Below are 17,993 nucleotides of genomic sequence, written 5' to 3'. Positions count from 1 at the left end.
TCGTGCAACCCTAGCGGGCGGCATGGCCCGCGCAAAGGTGCTATTTCAGGCGCGGCACCGCGCCCGGCAGATCGGCCTCCAGCCCCAATCGCAGCCCGCGCCCGATCCGGTGGGCAAGGGCAGACCATGCGGCGGCGGTGTCTTCGGGCAGTTCCAGCCGCAGCACGCTGTCGAACAGGCCAAGCCAGATATCGAACATCGGCGGGCGGACGTTTCCTGCGGCCCGGTGCACCTGCATCGGGTTTCCGTCATAGGACCGTTCGAACAGGATCGCGTTACGCCAGAACCGGGCGATCTTGGCCTCATGCGCGGGCCAGTCGGTGACATGGGCGGCAAAGACGGGGCCAAGCCCCGGATGGCGGCGGACGCAGTCATAGAATGTGGCGACGACCCGGTCGATCTGGTCGGCCGTCACATCGAACCGGGGCGGGAGTGTTGCGGTCATCACATGTCCTTTCGCCGGGCAGGCTCTGCCTCTTTTCCGGGCGCGGCAACACGACAGGCTGACGCAGGCCCGCGCCCCTTGTCCCCTTGGCCCGCCGCGCCTATAAGCCTGCCCATGATGCAACGGACCCCGATCATCATTCGAATTATTCACCCGGCGCTCTGACAGCCAGAGACGCCGGGCAAAGGTGTCTGAGACCTCGCACCGCCCCAACCAGACCCTTTCCGATCAAGGACAAAGGACGCCACCCATGTGCGCCGATACCCCCGACTACAAAGACACGCTGAACCTTCCGAAAACCGATTTCCCGATGCGCGCGGGCCTGCCGAACCGTGAACCCGGCTGGCTGGAGCGCTGGGCGCAGATCGGCGTCTATGAAAAGCTGCGCGAAAAGGCCAAGGACGGGTCGCGCAAGCCCTTCACCCTGCATGACGGCCCCCCCTATGCCAACGGGCATCTGCACATCGGGCACGCGCTGAACAAGATCCTCAAAGACATGGTCGTGCGCAGCCAGCAGATGATGGGCCGCGATGCCCGCTACATCCCCGGCTGGGACTGCCACGGCCTGCCCATCGAATGGAAGATCGAGGAACAGTATCGCGCCAAGGGCAAGAACAAGGACGAGGTACCGGTGATCGATTTCCGGCAGGAATGCCGCAAGTTCGCTGAGGGCTGGATCGACGTGCAGCGCGAGGAATTCAAACGTCTGGGTGTCACCGGCACTTGGGACCGGCCCTACCTGACGATGGATTTCCATGCCGAGCGCGTCATCGCCGAGGAATTCATGAAGTTCCTGATGAACGGCACGCTTTATCAGGGGTCCAAGCCCGTGATGTGGTCGCCGGTAGAAAAGACCGCGCTGGCCGAGGCCGAGATCGAATACCACGATCACAAGTCGCACACGATCTGGGTGCCGTTTGAGATCACCATGGCGCTCTCGAATGTCGTTCCCGCGAACACTCCGCCTGAACCATTGATCGGCGCGAAGGTTGTAATCTGGACAACCACGCCTTGGACCATCCCGTCCAACAAGGCTGTGGCCTATAACCCCTCCATCGCCTACGGGCTGTATCGGGTCGACGCCACGCAGGACGAAAGCTGGACTGCGCCGGGCGACCTCTATGTCTTTGCCGACGCACTGGCCGAGGATGCGCTGACGAAATCACGCGTCACCGAGTTCACCCGCGTCCGCGATGTGACCGCCGACGAATTGGGCGCGCTGACCCTTGCCCACCCCTTCCGAGGAATGGAGGGCGCGAACGGCTTCTGGGATTACGACGTGCCCATGATCGACGGCGACCATGTCACCGACGACGCGGGCACCGGTTTCGTCCACACCGCCCCCAGCCACGGCGCCGACGACTATGACTGTTTCGTCAAGCGGGGCTGGATGGACCGGATGACCCACAACGTGGGCGAAGAATCCGAGTTCCTGCCGCATGTGCCCTTCTTTGCCGGGCTTCAGGTTTTCGACGCCAAGGGCAAAGAGGGCAAGGCCAACGCCGCCGTCATCGACAAGCTGGTCGAGGCGGGGGGCATCATCGCACGCGGCCGCGTGACCCACAGCTATCCGCATTCCTGGCGGTCGAAGGCCCCGGTCATTTTCCGTAACACGCCGCAATGGTTCGCCGCGATCGACCGGCCCGTGGGCGACGGGCAGGACGACTATGGCACCACCATCCGCGAACGGGCGCTGACCAGCATCGACAAGCTGGTGCAATGGACGCCGCAGACCGGGCGCAACCGCCTTTATTCCATGATCGAGGCGCGGCCGGACTGGGTGCTGTCGCGGCAGCGGGCCTGGGGCGTGCCGTTGACCTGTTTCACCAAGAAGGGCGCATTGCCGACCGACGCGGATTTCCTTCTGCGCGATCCGGCCGTGAATGCCCGCATCGCCGAGGCGTTCGAGGCCGAGGGCGCCGATTGCTGGTATGCCGAGGGGGCAAAGGACCGGTTCCTGTCGGGTATCGTCAACCCTGATGACTACGAACAGGTCTTTGATATCCTTGACGTTTGGTTCGATAGCGGCTCGACCCACGCCTTTGTCCTGCGCGACCGGGAAGACGGGTCCGACGACGGGCTGGCCGATCTGTATCTGGAAGGGACCGACCAGCACCGGGGCTGGTTCCATTCCTCGATGCTGCAGGCCTGCGGCACCAAGGGGCGCGCGCCCTATCGCGGCGTGCTGACCCATGGCTTCACGCTCGACGAAAAGGGCATGAAGATGTCCAAGTCGCTGGGCAACACCATCGCGCCGGAACAGGTCGTCAAACAATATGGCGCCGATATCCTGCGTCTTTGGGTGGCGCAGTCGGACTATACCGCCGACCTGCGGATCGGGCCGGAGATCCTGAAAGGGGTCGCCGACAGCTATCGCCGGTTGCGCAACACCATGCGCTACATGCTGGGCAGCCTTGCCGACTTTTCCGAAAGCGACCGGATCGACCCGGCGGAGATGCCGGAACTGGAACGCTGGGTGCTGCACCGTCTGGCCGAGCTGGATCACAAGGTTCGCAGCGGTTATGCCGCCTATGACTTCCAGGGCGTGTTCCAGGCGGTCTTCACTTTTGCAACCGTGGACCTGTCTGCCTTCTACTTCGACATCCGCAAAGATGCACTTTACTGCGATGGGGACACGCCGCGCCGTCGTGCTGCGCGGACGGTTCTGGACCTGTTGTTCCACCGGCTGACGACCTGGCTGGCCCCGATCCTGACGTTCACGATGGAAGAGGTCTGGCTGGAACGGTTCCCTGGCGACGACAGCTCGGTCCATCTTGTGGATATCCCGGACACCCCCGCCGACTGGCTCGATGAACCGCTTGCCGCGAAATGGGCCAAGGTGCGTCGCGCCCGCCGGGTCGTGACTGGCGCGCTCGAAGTGCAGCGGACCGAAAAGGTCATCGGCGCCTCGCTTGAAGCGGCCCCGGTGGTCCATGTGGACGCGGAAACGGCCGAGGTGCTAAAGACCGTCGCGTTCGAAGACCTCTGCATCACGTCGGCGATCTCGGTCACCACCGACCCGGCCCCGGCCGAGGCGTTTCGCCTGCCGGAGGTCGAAGGGATCGGTGTAGTCTTTGAAAAAGCCGAGGGCGAGAAATGCCAGCGCTGCTGGAAGATCCTGCCCGACGTGGGCAGCCACAGCCACGCGGGCACCTGCGCCCGCTGCGACGAGGCCCTTGGATAGGCCGCAGAGAGAACTGGCCGGGCTGGACAGCCCGGTCGGACCGCTGACCGTCATCATCGACGGAGAAGCCATTTCGGGGCTGCGCTGGGGCGCGGCCCCGTCACCTTTGTCGGACCTGGGCCATTCGGCGGTCGCGCAGCTGACCGAATATTTCGGCGGGAACAGGCGCGCATTCGATCTGCCGCTTGCCCCGCGCGCCAGTGCGTTTCAGGCCCGGTTCTACGATGCCCTTTGCGCCATCCCCTTTGGGGAGACTCGCACCTATGGCGATATCGCCGCCGATCTGGGCGTCTCGGCACAGGCGATCGGGCAGGCCTGCGGCGCAAACCCCATCCCGATCCTCATTCCCTGCCACCGGGTTCTTGCTGCAAACGGTCTGGGCGGGTTTTCAGGTGGTGGCGGGATCGAGGCCAAGGTTGCCCTTTTGCGACTTGAGGGGGCGGCGGGCCTGTTGATCTGACCGGGAATGCCCCCTATCGCTTGTCCATTCCTGATCTGGACCCTGCGATGACCCCGACCGTATTCTTTGCCGTTCTGGCCGCCGCCCTGCTCCATGCAAGCTGGAACGCGGTGATCAAATTCGGCGCGTCGAAGATTTCGGGCGTGCTGGTCATGACGGTCATACAGGGCAGCGCCGGGCTGATCATCGCGCTGACCCGGCCCTTTCCGGGGCCCGAGGTCTGGCCGTGGTTGTTGGCCTCGGGCGTGCTGCATGCGGCCTACAAGCTGTTCCTTGGATTTGCCTATGAACAAGGCGACCTGAGCCGGGTTTATCCCATCGCCCGCGGTGCGGCACCGATGATGGTCCTTCTGGTCTCGGCGCTCTGGGGCATCGACGCGCTGACGGGCGCGGAACTTCTCGGGATACTCATCCTTGGCGGCGGGATTGCCCTGATGGCGCGTGGGGTGTTCACCTCGGGCGAAAGCAGGCGGCTCTTGCCCTTCGCGCTGGCCTCGGCCGTGGCAACGGCGGGCTATTCTCTGATCGACGGGGTGGGCGCACGGATCGGGGGCGACCCGGTGGCTTTTGTCGGCTGGATGTTCGCGCTGGATATGCTGTTCTTCACGCCCATCAGCATCGCCCTGCGGGGGCCGGGTATTGCGCGGGTCACGGCCCGGGGCTGGATGATCGGCGGGGTGGCGGCGACGGGGTCCTACGGGGCCTATGCCATTGCCGTCTGGGCCATGACGCAGGCGCCGATCGCACTGGTTACGGCGTTGCGCGAAACCTCGATCCTGTTTGCGATGGTCATCGGGGTCTTGCTGTTCCGGGAACGGCTGAACCCTGGCAAGATTGCCGCGGGGGCTCTGATCCTGATCGGGGTGATCCTGACCCGGATCTAGCCGTCCTTGCCGTAGATGACCTGCTGCATCGCGCCCGCGCCCACCAGATAGACCGAGGTGATCACAAGCCCCCAATGCGCCCAGCTTTCGGGGTGGAAATCGACCCAGGCCGCCCAGCCCGCAAAGAAGGTCCAGGCCAGCGCCATCGGCAGGGTCATGTTGCGCCAGCGGGCCGTGCGGGTCGGATGAACGAACTTGATCGGCAGGAACATCGCGATGGCCAGCACCGCCACAAGCGCAAGGATCACCCAGAACGACGGGCTGAGCGCGAACAGCACCAATACCACCTGGTTCCAGCAGCCGGGAAAGCCGGAGAAGGAATAATCCTTTGTCTTCATGCGGCTGTCGGCGAAGTACATCGCACTTGCAAAGGTGATCACGATGATCGCGACCCAGCCCGTCCAGCCGGGCAGAAGCCCGGATTTGAACAGCGCATAGGCCGGGACGAAAACATAGGTCAGATAGTCGATGATCAGGTCAAGAAGGACGCCATCGAAGATCGGCGCATTGGTCTTGACGTCGTACTTGCGTGCCAGCGGCCCGTCGATCCCATCGACGAAGAAGGCCACGACCAGCCAAAGGAACATCAGGCTCCATTTTTCGTCGACGGCGGCCAGCATTGCCAGCATGGCAAAGACGGCACCTGTCGCGGTAAGCAGGTGAACGGCGAGGGCTTTGTGGGCAAGTGTCATGAATCCGTCATGGCCGAAACCGGCCAGCCCCGCAACCGTGTTTCGGCCCGTCAGGTGGCAAGTTCGTCTTCGGTGGGAACTTCCAATCCCTGCATTGGCGGTTTGTCGGGATCGCGGATCGCCTGCATGACGGCGCGGGCAAGGAATTCTCCGGCCTGGGCGACGTCCTCTTTGGCGACGATCATGTCCTTGCGGAACAGGTTCAGAACCGTCACCGCCTCTTTCGCATAGACCTGGATTGTCTGGCCAACGACCCGGCCGATATCTTCCGATGCGGCCACAACCGCCATCGCGGCCCGTGTCGACGCGCAGATGTAGCCCCCCACCTCTGGCGACGCCAGAAGGCGCTTGCGCACCACGTCCTGAATGTGGTCGGCTTCGCTGTCCGAGGTTGCGTTCACCGCCACATGAAGCCCCAGCCCGAGCTTTTGCGCCTCTTCCGTCGCGGCCTGGATCATCAACTGTGAGTAGTTCTGGTCGACCGGCGGGGCAAGCATCGCAATCTGGCGGCACCCGCTTGCCGCAAGCCTGCGGACGCCGATACGCGCCCAGGCATCGTTGTCATAGTCGAAATAGGCGTGTTTGTCGGACAGGTTGGTGCGTCCGTGGGTGGCAAATGGGAATTTCCGGTCGATCAGGAATTTGACCCGTGGATCATCGGGCAAGGTCTGATTGAGGATTACCCCGTCCGCCATGTGGTTTTCCACGATATACCGCACAGGTTCCATCGGATCCTGATCGTTGAAGTAGGGCGTGATGGTCAGGTGATAAGGGGTGTGCCGCAAAGTCGATGCGATCGAGGCGATCAATTCCGGGGCATGGGTGGTGATCATCGTGCGTTCGGTCGGCAGGATCAGGCTGATGACGCTGGTCCGCCCGGTGCGCAGGCGCACGCCTGCCCGGTTGGGGACATAGCCGATCTCGCGGGCGATCCGCCGCACCAGAACCTTGGTGTCGTCCTTGATATCGGGCGCGTCGCTCAGGGCGCGCGACACGGTCGCGACGGCAAGCCCGCTGATCTGCGAGATCGTCTTGAGGGTGGGTTTGGCCCCCGAATCGGCGACCGCGACCGCGTGTCCTCCTGATGCTTTCGATTCGCGTGCCACGCGTCGTCTTCCTTCCTGCTTCCCCCGGCGACGCTCCTCCTCGGGGCAGGTTGCGCGGGTAGAAGTCCTTTGTTTGTCGCTGGATAGCCCGGAATAACAGGGGGCGATACAGCGATTTCGGATACTGAACTTTATCAAGATCGCGAGTGTCAAACAGTCTTGATTTGAGAAACTAAAACGTTATAGGAATTTCTGTAACGATTTAGATCAGGGAGGATAGAATCGTGAAACTCACTACCAAACTGCTTGCTGCGACCGCGATTGTTAGCGCAACCAGCGCTTCTGCGGTGGACCTTGAAGTCACCCATTGGTGGACTTCGGGCGGCGAAGCTGCTGCGGTTGCCAAGTTCGCCGAAGCGCTGAACAACAACACCGATCACAACTGGATCGACGGCGCGATCGCCGGGTCCGGCGGCACCGCCCGCCCGATCATCATCAGCCGCATCCTTGGTGGTGACCCGATGGCCGCGACCCAGCTGAACCACGGACGTCAGGCGGAAGAACTGATCGAGGCCGGTCTGATGACCGACCTGACCGAAGTGGCCGAGGCCGAAGGCTGGGCCGATATCGTGAACCCGTCGTCCCTGCTGGATGCCTGCACCTACGAAGGCCGCGTATACTGTGTTCCGGTCAACATCCATTCCGCTCAGTGGATCTGGATCAGCCACGGCGCGTTCGAAAAGGCCGGTGTTCCGGTCCCGACCAACTGGGACGAATTCGTTGCCGGTGCCCCCGCGCTGCAAGAAGCCGGGATCGTGCCGCTGGCCATGGGTCAGCAGGGCTGGCAGCAGTCCATCGCCTTTGGCGCGCTGGCCGTTGGTCTGGCCGGTGTCGATACCTGGCTGGCTGTGAACCGCGACAAGAACGCCGAAGTGGCCGCTGGCCCCGAATACGCCCGCGTCTTCGCTGCGGCAGCGGATGCCCGTGAACTGGCCCGCGACAGCAACGTTCAGGACTGGAACCTTGCCACCAACATGGTGATCACCGACACCGCCGGTGGCCAGATCATGGGTGACTGGGCGCAGGGTGAATTCCAGGTCGCTGGCGAAGTCGCTGGCGAAGACTACTCCTGCCTCCCGGGCCTTGGCTTCAACGAGGTTCTGGATACCGGTGGTGACGCCTTCTACTTCCCGGCCATCGACGATCCGGAAGTGCGCGCGGCCCAGCTGGAACTGGCTTCGCTGCTGATCTCGCCCGAGGTGCAGGTGTCCTTCAACCTCGCCAAGGGTTCGCTGCCCGTGCGTGGCGATATCGACATGTCGTCGGCCAACGACTGCATGCAGAAGGGTCTGAACATCCTCGCCAGCGGCGGCGTGCTGCCGTCGGGTGACATGAACCTCAGCCCCGACACCTCGACCCAGATCGAAGAGCTGATGGCCGAATTCTGGTCCTCGGACATGAGCGCGGAAGACGCTCAGGCCCGTTACGCCGCCATCATCGCCGACGCCGACTGATCCGGCGCCGACATCCGAAGGGTCCGGCCGCGTGCCGGGCCCTTCCATTCACTTCATAAACATCGGGGGGCTTTGACATGGACGCGTCCAGGCGGCCGAACCAGCTATTCCGCAATCTGAATGCCAAACTGGCGTCGATCCCCATGATCGTGACCGCGCTGGTGGTGTTCGTGGGCGGAACCACATGGACCGTGGTCCATTCCTTCACGAATTCTCGGCTCTTGCCAAAACTGGATTTCGTCGGGCTTGACCAATACGAACGGCTTTGGTCGTCCAGTCGCTGGATGATCTCGATCGAGAACCTGGCGATCTACGGCGCCTGTTCGATGATCCTGTCGCTGCTGATCGGCTTTACGCTGGCGGCACTTCTGGACCGCAAGATCCGTTTCGAAGGGGCCTTCCGCACGATCTTCCTCTATCCTTTTGCCTTGTCTTTCGTCGTCACGGGCCTTGCCTGGCAGTGGATCCTGAACCCCGATTTCGGCATTCAGGGCGTTGTGCGCGGCTGGGGCTGGGAAGGCTTTGTCTTCGACCCGCTGAACAACCCCGATATCGTGATCTTCGGGATCCTGATCGCGGGGATCTGGCAGGGGTCCGGCTTTATCATGGTGATCATGCTGGCCGGTCTGCGCGGGATCGACGAAGACATCTGGAAAGCCACCCGTGTCGAAGGCATCCCCGCCTGGAAGACCTATGTGCAGGTCATTATCCCGATGATGCGCCCGGTCTTCGTGACCGCGCTGGTGCTGATCGCCTCGGGCATCATCAAGCTTTACGATCTTGTGGTCGCACAAACAAACGGCGGCCCCGGCCTATCGTCGGAAGTGCCCGCCAAATACGTGATCGAATACATGTTCCGCGCCCAGAACCTCGCGCAGGGCTTTGCCGCCTCCACCATGATGCTGGTGTCGGTGATCATCATCCTCGTCCCCTGGGCTTACCTTGAATTCGGAGGAAAGAAGCGTGGCTGATATGACCGCAAACGCACCCGTCCTCGAAGGGCCAAGCGGCCCGAAACCGCGCCGCCGCTTTTCGCGCCGCAACATCTTCCTCTATGGCACGCTGATCGTCGTCTCGATGTATTACCTGCTGCCGCTTTACGTGATGGTCGTGACATCGCTGAAGGGGATGCCGGAAATCCGGTTGGGCAATATCTTTAGCCCGCCGATGGAGATCACCTATGAACCCTGGGTCAAGGCTTGGGCCGAGGCCTGCACCGGGATCAACTGCGACGGTCTTAGCCGCGGGTTCATGAATTCGGTGCAGATCCTTGTGCCCTCGGTCGTCCTGTCGATCGCGATCGCAAGCGTCAACGGCTATGCGCTGGCCAACTGGCGGTTCAAAGGGTCCGAGGTGTTCTTCACCATCCTGATCATCGGGGCCTTCATCCCCTACCAGACCATGCTGTATCCCATCGTGATCATGCTGCGCGAGATCGGGCTGATGGGGTCGATCTGGGGGCTGGTGCTGGTGCACACCGTGTTCGGGATGCCGATCCTGACGCTTTTGTTCCGTAACTACTTTACCTCGATACCCGAAGAATTGTTCAAAGCGGCCCGCGTCGATGGGGCCGGGTTCTGGGGCATCTACCTGCGGATCATGGTGCCCATGTCCCTGCCGATCTTCGTTGTTGCGATGATCCTTCAGGTGACGGGTATCTGGAACGACTTCCTGTTCGGTGTGATCTACACCAAGCCCGAAACCTACCCGATGACGGTTCAGTTGAACAACATCGTCAACTCGGTGCAGGGCATCAAGGAATACAACGTCAATATGGCCGCGACACTGCTGACGGGGCTTGTCCCCCTGATCATCTACTTCGTGTCTGGCAAACTTTTCGTCCGCGGCATCGCTGCCGGCGCCGTGAAAGGCTGAACTCATGAACTCTGTTGAAATCAAGAACCTCGACCTCAGCTTCGGCAATGTGAAGGTGCTGCAAAACCTGAATCTGGACATTGGGCAGGGCGAATTCATCGTGCTGCTCGGCTCGTCTGGTTGTGGCAAATCCACGCTTCTGAACTGCATCGCGGGCCTGTTGGACGTGACCGGCGGCCAGATCCACATCAACGGCAAGAACGTCACCTGGGCCGAACCGTCGGAACGCGGGATCGGCATGGTGTTCCAGTCCTACGCGCTGTACCCGCAAATGACGGTGGAAAAGAACCTGTCCTTCGGGTTGCGTAACGCCAAGATGCCGAAGGACGAAATCGACGCGCGGGTTGCCCGCGCTGCCGAGATCCTGCAAATCCAACCGCTCTTGAACCGCAAGCCGGGCGCGCTTTCGGGTGGTCAGCGGCAGCGGGTCGCCATCGGTCGGGCGCTGGTGCGGGACGTTGATGTCTTCCTGTTCGATGAACCCCTGTCGAACCTCGACGCCAAACTGCGCGCGGATCTTCGGGTCGAGATCAAGCGCCTGCACGGCCAGCTTCAGAACACGATGATCTATGTCACCCATGACCAGATCGAGGCAATGACCCTTGCCGACCGGATCGCGATCATGAAGGGCGGCAAGATCATGCAGCTGGGCAGCCCGCATGAAATCTATAACAAACCACAGAACCTCTACGTGGCCGATTTCATCGGGTCTCCGTCGATGAACTTCATCAATGGGGACCTGTCCGGCGGCAGTTTCCGTGCAGGCGATCTGACAATCCCGGTTGAAGGTTACGACTTTGCCGAAGGGACCAAGCGCGAGGGCGCGGCGATCTTTGGCGTTCGCCCCGAACATATCGCCACCGGCGACGCGCTGGCCTCTGCCCCGATCCGGACGCAGGTTACCGTCGATCTGGTCGAACCGATGGGGGCCGACACGCTGATCTATTCCTCGATTGCGGGGACCCCGGTGCATATTCGCATGGATGGGCAGGCCGTGGTCCGCAAGGGCGACACCGTGGAGATAGGGATCAACCCGAAGGACGCATCCCTGTTCGATCCCGACAGCGAACTGCGTCTCTGACCCGGACCCGGCCCCATGACCAATGTGATCCAACTTGCCGGGCGCTGGGCCCTGGCCGATGACACGGGCGACCACGCCTGTGACATCGACCTGCCCGGCGACGGGATCACCGGGCTGGAACGGGCCGGGCTGATCCCCGATCCCTATTGGGGCCGGAACGAATACGACCTGCGCTGGATCTGTGAACGGGACTGGACCGCGCGGCGGCGGGTGGTGCTTGCCGACCCCGCGGTCGATCTTGTGATCTCGGGGCTGGATACAGTGGCCGAAGTGCGCTGGAACGGCCACCTTGTCCTTGCGGCGGAAAATGTTCACCGAACCTATCGCGTGGACCTGAGTGGCATTGCCCGCGCCGGCGAAAACGAGGTCGAAATCACCTTCAAATCGGCCCTGCGCGAGGGGAAAGCCCGGCACGACCAGCTGCCGTTCCCCGTGCCGTGGAGCAAGAACAACAACCCGATCCCCTACGGAAACGCCCTTCGCAAGGTGCAGTGCGATTTCGGCTGGGACTGGAATATTGCGCTGGCATCCTTTGGCATTTCCGGGGACATCCGGTTGGAGCCCGCGGCCGCTCCCCGAATTGATGGGGTTCTGGTTTGGCAGGACCATGCAGAGGGCGCGGTGGCGGTGACTGTCAGGGTTCAGGCCACGGGCTGTGACGGTCAAGAGGCCGGGATCAACTTTTGCGGCCAGTCGGCAAAAGCCACGGTCGCGGGTGGCGTGGCAGAGGCGGTGCTGACCATCCCCGACCCGGTCCTGTGGTGGCCGAACGGGCAGGGCGCGCAGGTGCTTCACGACCTATCGGTCAAGGTCGGGCGTATGACCGCAACCCGCCGGATCGGGCTGCGCAAGATCGAACTGGTCACTGAACCGGACAGCGACGGGGCATCGTTCAAGTTCCGGGTCAACGGCCGGGACGTCTTTGCCAAGGGGGCCAACTGGATTCCTGCCGATGCGCTGCATGGGCGGATCACCCCGGACAAAACCCGCGCCCTGCTGCAATCCGCCGCCGACGCGCATATGAACATGATCCGGGTTTGGGGCGGGGGCCGCTACGAGACTGAAGATTTCTATGACACCTGCGATGAACTGGGCTTGCTGGTCTGGCAGGATTTCATGTTCGCCTGTTCGCTTTATCCGTCGACCGACGATTTCCTGGCCGAAGTCCGGGCCGAGGTGGCCGAACAGGTCGCCCGCCTGCAACATCGGACCTGTCTGGCCCTATGGTGCGGAGACAATGAATTGGTCGGCGCGCTCGACTGGTATCCCGAGGCGCGGGAGAACCGGGACCGCTATATCGTCAACTACGACCGGCTGAACCGGACCATTGAAACCGGACTGCGTTCCATCGACCCCGTCGCCAATTGGTGGCCGTCCTCGCCATCGCTGGGGGTGATGGATTTCCGCGACGGCTGGCACGTGGACGGGCAGGGGGACATGCATTTCTGGTCGGTCTGGCACGAGGGCCGGGATTTCGACCATTACCGCGATGTGAAACCGCGTTTCTGTTCCGAGTTTGGGTTCCAGTCCTACCCGTCGATGCCGGTGATCGAAACCTTCACCGATCCGAAGGACCGCAACATCGCCAGCCCGGTCTTTGAAAGTCACCAGAAGAACGCAGGCGGCAACGCGCGGATCGCCGAAACCATGTTCCGCTATTTCCGCTGGCCGGAGCGGTTTGCCGATTTCGTCTGGCTGAGCCAAATCCAGCAGGCCGAGGCAATCAAGACCGCCGTGACCCAATGGCGGGGCCTGAAACCCTATTGCATGGGCACGCTCTACTGGCAGCTGAATGATACATGGCCAGTTTGTTCCTGGTCCTCGCTCGACTACGGCGGCGGCTGGAAGATGCTGCACTACTACGCGCAGCGGTTCTATGCGCCCGTCACGGTCGTCGCGATGCTCGAAGGCGGGCGGATCCTGCTGCGCGGTGTGAATGACACCGACACGGATGTGCGGATGACTGTCACCGCCTATGCCGCAGCGCTGGATGGAACAACGCGCGAGATTGGGGCCGGGCAGGCAAGTGTCGGAGGTGCGGCGGCGATGCTGCTGGACCTTGACCGGGACGCGCTGGGTCCGGACGAACTCCTGACCTTTGTTTGGGACACCGACGCAGGGCATCGGGGCGGCGACATCTTTGCGCCGAAGCCCTTCAAGTCCTACGACCTGCGCGATCCCCAACTTTCCCTGACTCAAGACGGCAACAGCGTAACCGTCTCGGCGCAGGCACTGGCCCTTTTCGCCACGGTCGAGGCCGACGTCCCCGGCCGGTTTTCGACCAATGCCGTCACCCTGTTTCCCGGACACCCGGCGGTGCTGACCTTCACCCCCGACGATCCGGATGCTGTCGCGCGGTTCAGCCTGCGCGATCTTCACTCTGCCACGATGGCGCAACCAGCAAAGGACGCATGATGCCCTCGATCTCATTCCAGATGTTTTCCACCCGCAATTGGCCGGTAGAAGAGACCTTTTCCATGCTGTCCGAACTGGGCATCAAAGAGGTAGAGGGGTTCGGCCCCCTGTTCGAAGACCCGGCCGCAACCCGTGCGCTGATGGATCAATATGGGCTGTCGATGCCCACCGCGCACTTTGGGTTTGATCTGGTCGAAAGCGATCCGGCCAAGGTGATTGAGATTGCCAACACGCTTGGCGCCCACACGGTGATCGTGCCCTATCTGATGCCCGAGGACCGCCCGACGGATCGCGCTGGATGGCAGGCGTTCGCCGCTCGTCTGGCCGAAGCGGGCAAGCCGATCGTTGCAGCCGGCCTGACCTATGGCTGGCACAACCACGACTTTGAATTCCTGCCGACCGCCGACGGCTGTCTGCCAATTGAAGAGATCGCCGCCGCCTCGGACGACATCATGTTCGAACTGGATCTGGCTTGGATTCACGTCGCGGGGCAGGATCCGGTGGACTGGCTGAACCGCTACAAGGGCCGCGTCGTGGTTGCCCATGTTAAGGACCGCGCCGCCGCCGGCGACAACGCGGACGAAGACGGCTGGGCCGACCTTGGCCACGGGGTCATCGACTATTCCCGCATCGTTCCGGCACTGAAGGAAACCGGCGTGACGCGCTGGGTCCTTGAACATGACAACCCGTCCGACCAGCGGCGCTTTGCCAGCCGGTCGTTCGAAACCGTATCCAAATTCTAGGGGGCAGAGATGGCGAAACTTGGAATCGGGATTATTGGCTGCGGCAATATCTCTACCGCCTACCTGAAACTGGCGCCGACCTTCAAATCGCTTGAAGTACGGGCCGTGGCGGACATCAACGCAGAGGCAGCAAAGGCACAGGCCGAGGCGTTCAACGTCCGGGCCGAAACGGTCGAGGGGCTGCTGGCTGCCGATGACATCGACATGATCGTGAACCTGACGATTCCGGCGGTGCACTATCAGGTCACGCGGCAAATCCTTGAAGCGGGCAAACACGCCTATTCGGAAAAGCCGCTGGTCCTGACGCTGGAAGAGGCGGAGGATCTGCGCGCTTTGGCCACCCAGAAGGGCCTGCGGGTCGGGTCGGCCCCGGATACCTTCCTTGGCGGGGCGCACCAGTTGGCCCGTGCTGCCGTGGACAGTGGCAAGACCGGCCGCATCGTCGGCGGCACCTGCCATTTCATGAACCACGGCATGGAAAATTGGCACCCGAACCCGGACTTCTTCTTTCAGCCCGGTGCCGGGCCGGTTCTGGACATGGGCCCCTATTACATTACCAACCTTGTCCAGATGATCGGGCCGGTGCGGGCCGTGTCGGGCATGACCGCCGCCAGTTTCCCGACCCGCACCATTTCCAATGGCCCGCGCAATGGCGAAACAGTGCCCGTCGATACGCCGACGAACATCCATGCTCTGCTGGAGTTCGAAAACGGCGCCATCGTTACCCTTGGGATGAGCTGGGACGTTTGGGCTCACCGCCATGCCGAGATGGAGCTTTACGGTTCCGAAGGGTCGCTCTACGTGCCCGATCCGAATTTCTTTGGCGGCGATGTGGAGTTTACCGGTCCTGATGGCAAGACCGCGCCGCTGGACGCGTGGGATCACCCGTTCGGCGTGCCCAACATGGAGATGGGCAGTGGCGAGATGCGGGCGAACTACCGCTGCGCCGGTCTGGCCGATATGGCCGCGGCCATCGACGAAGGGCGCGAACACCGCTGCAACATCGACCTTGCCGTGCATGTGGTCGAGGTGATGACCGCGATCCTGAAGTCGGGGGAAACACGCGAATGGGTGACCATGACCACGACCTGCACCCGGCCAGAAGCCCTGTCCCCGGACGAGGCTCGCGCGTTGATGGCCTAGAAAACCGGCCCGGGCGCTTGGTCGCCGGGGTCACCCCTTAGGGTGGGCGCGTTCGTAAACCTCCATCAGGCGGGCAGTATCTACCGCGGTATAGGCCTGCGTCGTGGACAGGGACGCGTGGCCCAATAGTTCCTGAATGGCCCGAAGGTCGCCGCCCGCGTTCAGAAGATGGGTGGCGAAACTGTGCCGCATCGCGTGCGGCGTCGCCGTGGCGGGCAGGCCCAGTTGCAGCCGCGCCTGTTCCATCACCTTTTGCACCGCCCGCGGGTTCAACCCCTTGCCGCGCACCCCCCGGAACAGGGGCGCGGTCGGCTCTGGTTCAAAGGGGCAAGCGGCGACATAGGCATCCACCGCTGCCCGAGCGGCGGGCAGGACCGGGACAATCCGTTCTTTGCCGCCCTTACCGGTGATCCGCAGCACCTCGGGCAGGGGGGCGTCGGCGCCGGTCAGCGACAGCGCCTCGGAAATCCGCAGCCCGCACCCGTAAAGAAGCGTCACAACGGCCATATCCCGCGCCGCGACCCAAGGCTCACGTGCCTGCAACTCGACCGTGTCGATCATCGTCCGGGCAGCGTCTTCGGTCAGGGGGCGGGGCAACTTGCGCTGGAATTTGGGCGACCGCGTGGACAGGACGGCGGTGGGTTCAAACCCTTCCCGGTCCGACAGCCAGCGATAGAAGGATTTCACCGCCGACAGGGACCGGGCCAGCGACCGGGCCGCCACGCCGCGCCCCCGTTCCGACGCCATCCAGGCCCGCATGTCACTGACCGTGATCCGGGAAATCGGGCCAAGCCCCTGTGCGTCGCCATGATGCGACTGCATGAAGGCGAGAAAGCCCAGAACGTCGGACTGATAGGCCTTGATCGTGTTGTCAGAGGCGTCGTTCAGCGCGCGTGCGTGATCCAGCCATTCGTCAAGCGCGGAACTGAGCGCCGGGGAAATCACCGGATCAGGACAGCCACCGCCGCATGGCCCGTTCGAAGACCCCGGCGAAGAACGCCAGAAGATCGGTGCCCTGTTGCGGCGTGAACTGATGCGGGTCTTCGGCCCCCATGACCAGCAAGCCCGGCAGGCGGCCCTGCCCAAGATCCAGCTTCAGGCAGGCCTCGGAATGGATGAACCCGGCCTTGTCGCCATATAGGGCGACATCGTCCGATGCGATCTGGCGCAGGGTAACTTGCCGTGTGCTAACCGGCCGACCGGCGTTCAGGTAGGTTTCGATGAACCCCGGTTCGACCACCGAAAGAACACCCTTGAACCGTCTTACAGCCGGATCGTCGGTGTTGGCGGCCGATTCCAGCACCAGCTTCATCGAATCGACCCGAAGGATATCGGCCACGTCACCGCCCAGATCGCGCAGGAACACCTCGAATCGGGTCGCATCCATCAGGCGCAACACGGCGCGGTGAATCTGGTTCGTTCCGGCAAGGTTTTCGTAGGCGGCGGCGATCACGCTGCGATGGGTATCTTCCAGCCGGTCAAGCCGCGTTTCAAGCCGCGACATGGCGATGCCGCGCAGATCGACGATGTTTCCGCCCAGCGATTTCTCGTTCGCGCTGACCAGCGCACGCATGATATCGGCATCGTCCAGCAGGGTCTCCGGCTCTTCGATGATGCGGCGGCGAAGGGTTTCGTCGATGTTCGGCTTGGTGTTCATTCGGTGACTCGCAAAAGAATTGGCGGGACCATAACAGGCCCCGCCTCGGATTTCCTCAACTTTTTCGACCTTGCTGTCGGCAATTGCCAGCCGATGGTTCGAAAAGTGATATTTGGCTTAGAGGATCTTGATCCCGGCCTTTTCGATATCGGCCATGAACCCGGCAAGACCCTTGTCAGTCAGGACGTGGTTGGCCATCGCCTTGATCACCGACGGCGGGGCGGTGGCCACGTCGGCGCCGATCTTGGCGCATTCGGACATGTGGTTGGCCGAGCGGATCGACGCGGCAAGGATCTGCGTGTCGAACCCGTAGTTGTCATAGATGGTGCGGATGTCTTCGATCAGGTCGAGACCATCAAGGTTGATATCGTCCATCCGGCCGATGAAGGGCGAAATGAAGGTTGCGCCGGCCTTGGCGGCAAGGATCGCCTGATTGGCCGAAAAGCACAGGGTCACGTTGACCATGTTGCCTTCGTCCGACAGCACCTTGCAGGCCTTCAGACCGTCCCAGGTCAGCGGCACCTTGACGGCAATGTTCGGCGCGATCTTGGCCAGTTTGCGGCCCTCGGCGATCATGTCGTCGGCCTTCAACGAAACAACTTCGGCCGAAACCGGGCCCTCGACCATGTCGCAGATTTCCTTGGTCACTTCGAGGATGTTGCGGCCCGATTTCGCGATGATCGAGGGGTTGGTGGTCACGCCATCGACCATGCCAAGGTCGTTAAGCTCGCGGATGGCGTCAATATCGGCGGTATCTACAAAGAATTTCATGGCAGGCTCCTGTAGGGCAACGGTTCGCCGGTCATTTAGCGCAAACAGGCGGGCGATGAAAGCAACTATAGGGGCCTTTACAC

At 62.5% G+C, this 17,993-nt stretch carries 16 protein-coding genes; 10 read left to right on the top strand and 6 right to left on the bottom strand.

The features are described 5' to 3' along the window. Nucleotides 1-40: 40 nt before the first annotated feature. Nucleotides 41-445: a group III truncated hemoglobin gene (locus U3648_RS05600; RefSeq protein ID WP_420858258.1), complete on the bottom strand. Its 405-nt coding sequence runs from the start codon at nt 443-445 to the stop codon at nt 41-43. A gap of 250 nt (nt 446-695) precedes the next feature. Here U3648_RS05600 and ileS point away from each other — a divergent pair, with 250 nt between their 5' ends. The 3 genes from ileS to U3648_RS05585 are packed head-to-tail and all read left to right on the top strand — an operon-like array spanning nt 696 to nt 4,973. Continuing rightward, on the top strand, nt 696-3,629 hold the full coding sequence (ileS, locus tag U3648_RS05595; RefSeq protein ID WP_420858257.1) for an isoleucine--tRNA ligase: 2,934 nt from the start codon (nt 696-698) through the stop codon (nt 3,627-3,629). Then, nucleotides 3,622-4,089 (top strand): methylated-DNA--[protein]-cysteine S-methyltransferase, encoded by a 468-nt coding sequence (locus U3648_RS05590; protein WP_420858256.1) that lies wholly within the window; start codon nt 3,622-3,624, stop codon nt 4,087-4,089. Before ileS ends, U3648_RS05590 begins: the two co-directional genes overlap by 8 nt. Nucleotides 4,090-4,136: 47 nt before the next feature. Next, a complete protein-coding gene (locus U3648_RS05585) occupies nt 4,137-4,973 on the top strand; it encodes an EamA family transporter (RefSeq protein WP_420858255.1) in 837 nt (278 codons plus the stop codon). Here the strand turns inward: U3648_RS05585 and U3648_RS05580 are convergent. Continuing rightward, the gene (locus U3648_RS05580) at nt 4,970-5,665 is read right to left on the bottom strand and encodes a CDP-alcohol phosphatidyltransferase family protein (RefSeq protein ID WP_420858254.1); all 696 of its coding nucleotides are present in this window, start codon (nt 5,663-5,665) and stop codon (nt 4,970-4,972) included. The two genes, U3648_RS05585 and U3648_RS05580, sit on opposite strands and share 4 nt — an antisense overlap. Nucleotides 5,666-5,715: 50 nt before the next feature. Continuing rightward, the gene (locus U3648_RS05575) at nt 5,716-6,771 is read right to left on the bottom strand and encodes a LacI family transcriptional regulator (RefSeq protein WP_420858253.1); all 1,056 of its coding nucleotides are present in this window, start codon (nt 6,769-6,771) and stop codon (nt 5,716-5,718) included. Between the two features lie 224 nt (nt 6,772-6,995). Between U3648_RS05575 and U3648_RS05570 the strand changes: the two genes are divergently transcribed. From U3648_RS05570 to U3648_RS05540, 7 genes are all read left to right on the top strand, one after another. Next, complete coding sequence (locus U3648_RS05570; protein WP_420858252.1) at nt 6,996-8,225, top strand: ABC transporter substrate-binding protein; 1,230 nt, start codon at nt 6,996-6,998, stop codon at nt 8,223-8,225. Nucleotides 8,226-8,302: 77 nt separating this feature from the next. Continuing rightward, complete coding sequence (locus U3648_RS05565) at nt 8,303-9,196, top strand: carbohydrate ABC transporter permease (protein ID WP_420858251.1); 894 nt, start codon at nt 8,303-8,305, stop codon at nt 9,194-9,196. A gap of 1 nt (nt 9,197) precedes the next feature. Next, nucleotides 9,198-10,100 (top strand): carbohydrate ABC transporter permease, encoded by a 903-nt coding sequence (locus U3648_RS05560; protein WP_207209197.1) that lies wholly within the window; start codon nt 9,198-9,200, stop codon nt 10,098-10,100. Between the two features lie 4 nt (nt 10,101-10,104). Next, the gene (locus tag U3648_RS05555) at nt 10,105-11,181 is read left to right on the top strand and encodes an ABC transporter ATP-binding protein (protein WP_420858250.1); all 1,077 of its coding nucleotides are present in this window, start codon (nt 10,105-10,107) and stop codon (nt 11,179-11,181) included. 15 nt (nt 11,182-11,196) lie between these two features. Further along, nucleotides 11,197-13,596, top strand: coding sequence for a beta-mannosidase (locus tag U3648_RS05550; protein ID WP_420858249.1), 2,400 nt, complete (start codon nt 11,197-11,199; stop codon nt 13,594-13,596). Then, entirely contained in the window at nt 13,596-14,339 is a 744-nt protein-coding gene (locus U3648_RS05545; RefSeq protein ID WP_420858248.1) for a sugar phosphate isomerase/epimerase family protein, read from the top strand. Before U3648_RS05550 ends, U3648_RS05545 begins: the two co-directional genes overlap by 1 nt. 9 nt (nt 14,340-14,348) lie before the next feature. Beyond that, on the top strand, nt 14,349-15,482 hold the full coding sequence (locus U3648_RS05540) for a Gfo/Idh/MocA family protein (RefSeq protein ID WP_420858247.1): 1,134 nt from the start codon (nt 14,349-14,351) through the stop codon (nt 15,480-15,482). A gap of 30 nt (nt 15,483-15,512) precedes the next feature. Here the strand turns inward: U3648_RS05540 and U3648_RS05535 are convergent, their stop codons facing one another. The 3 genes from U3648_RS05535 to fsa all read right to left on the bottom strand — a co-directional run bounded on the left by U3648_RS05535 (nt 15,513) and on the right by fsa (nt 17,910). Next, a complete protein-coding gene (locus tag U3648_RS05535; protein WP_420858246.1) occupies nt 15,513-16,427 on the bottom strand; it encodes a tyrosine recombinase XerC in 915 nt (304 codons plus the stop codon). 4 nt (nt 16,428-16,431) lie between these two features. Continuing rightward, the gene (locus tag U3648_RS05530) at nt 16,432-17,139 is read right to left on the bottom strand and encodes a DUF484 family protein (RefSeq protein WP_420858245.1); all 708 of its coding nucleotides are present in this window, start codon (nt 17,137-17,139) and stop codon (nt 16,432-16,434) included. Between the two features lie 117 nt (nt 17,140-17,256). After that, the gene (gene fsa, locus U3648_RS05525; protein ID WP_420858244.1) at nt 17,257-17,910 is read right to left on the bottom strand and encodes a fructose-6-phosphate aldolase; all 654 of its coding nucleotides are present in this window, start codon (nt 17,908-17,910) and stop codon (nt 17,257-17,259) included. Nucleotides 17,911-17,993: the final 83 nt, after the last annotated feature.

This window comes from Marivivens marinus (assembly GCF_035969385.1).
Lineage (GTDB): Bacteria > Pseudomonadota > Alphaproteobacteria > Rhodobacterales > Rhodobacteraceae > SELP01.
This window is presented reverse-complemented; position numbering and strand designations above follow the sequence as displayed.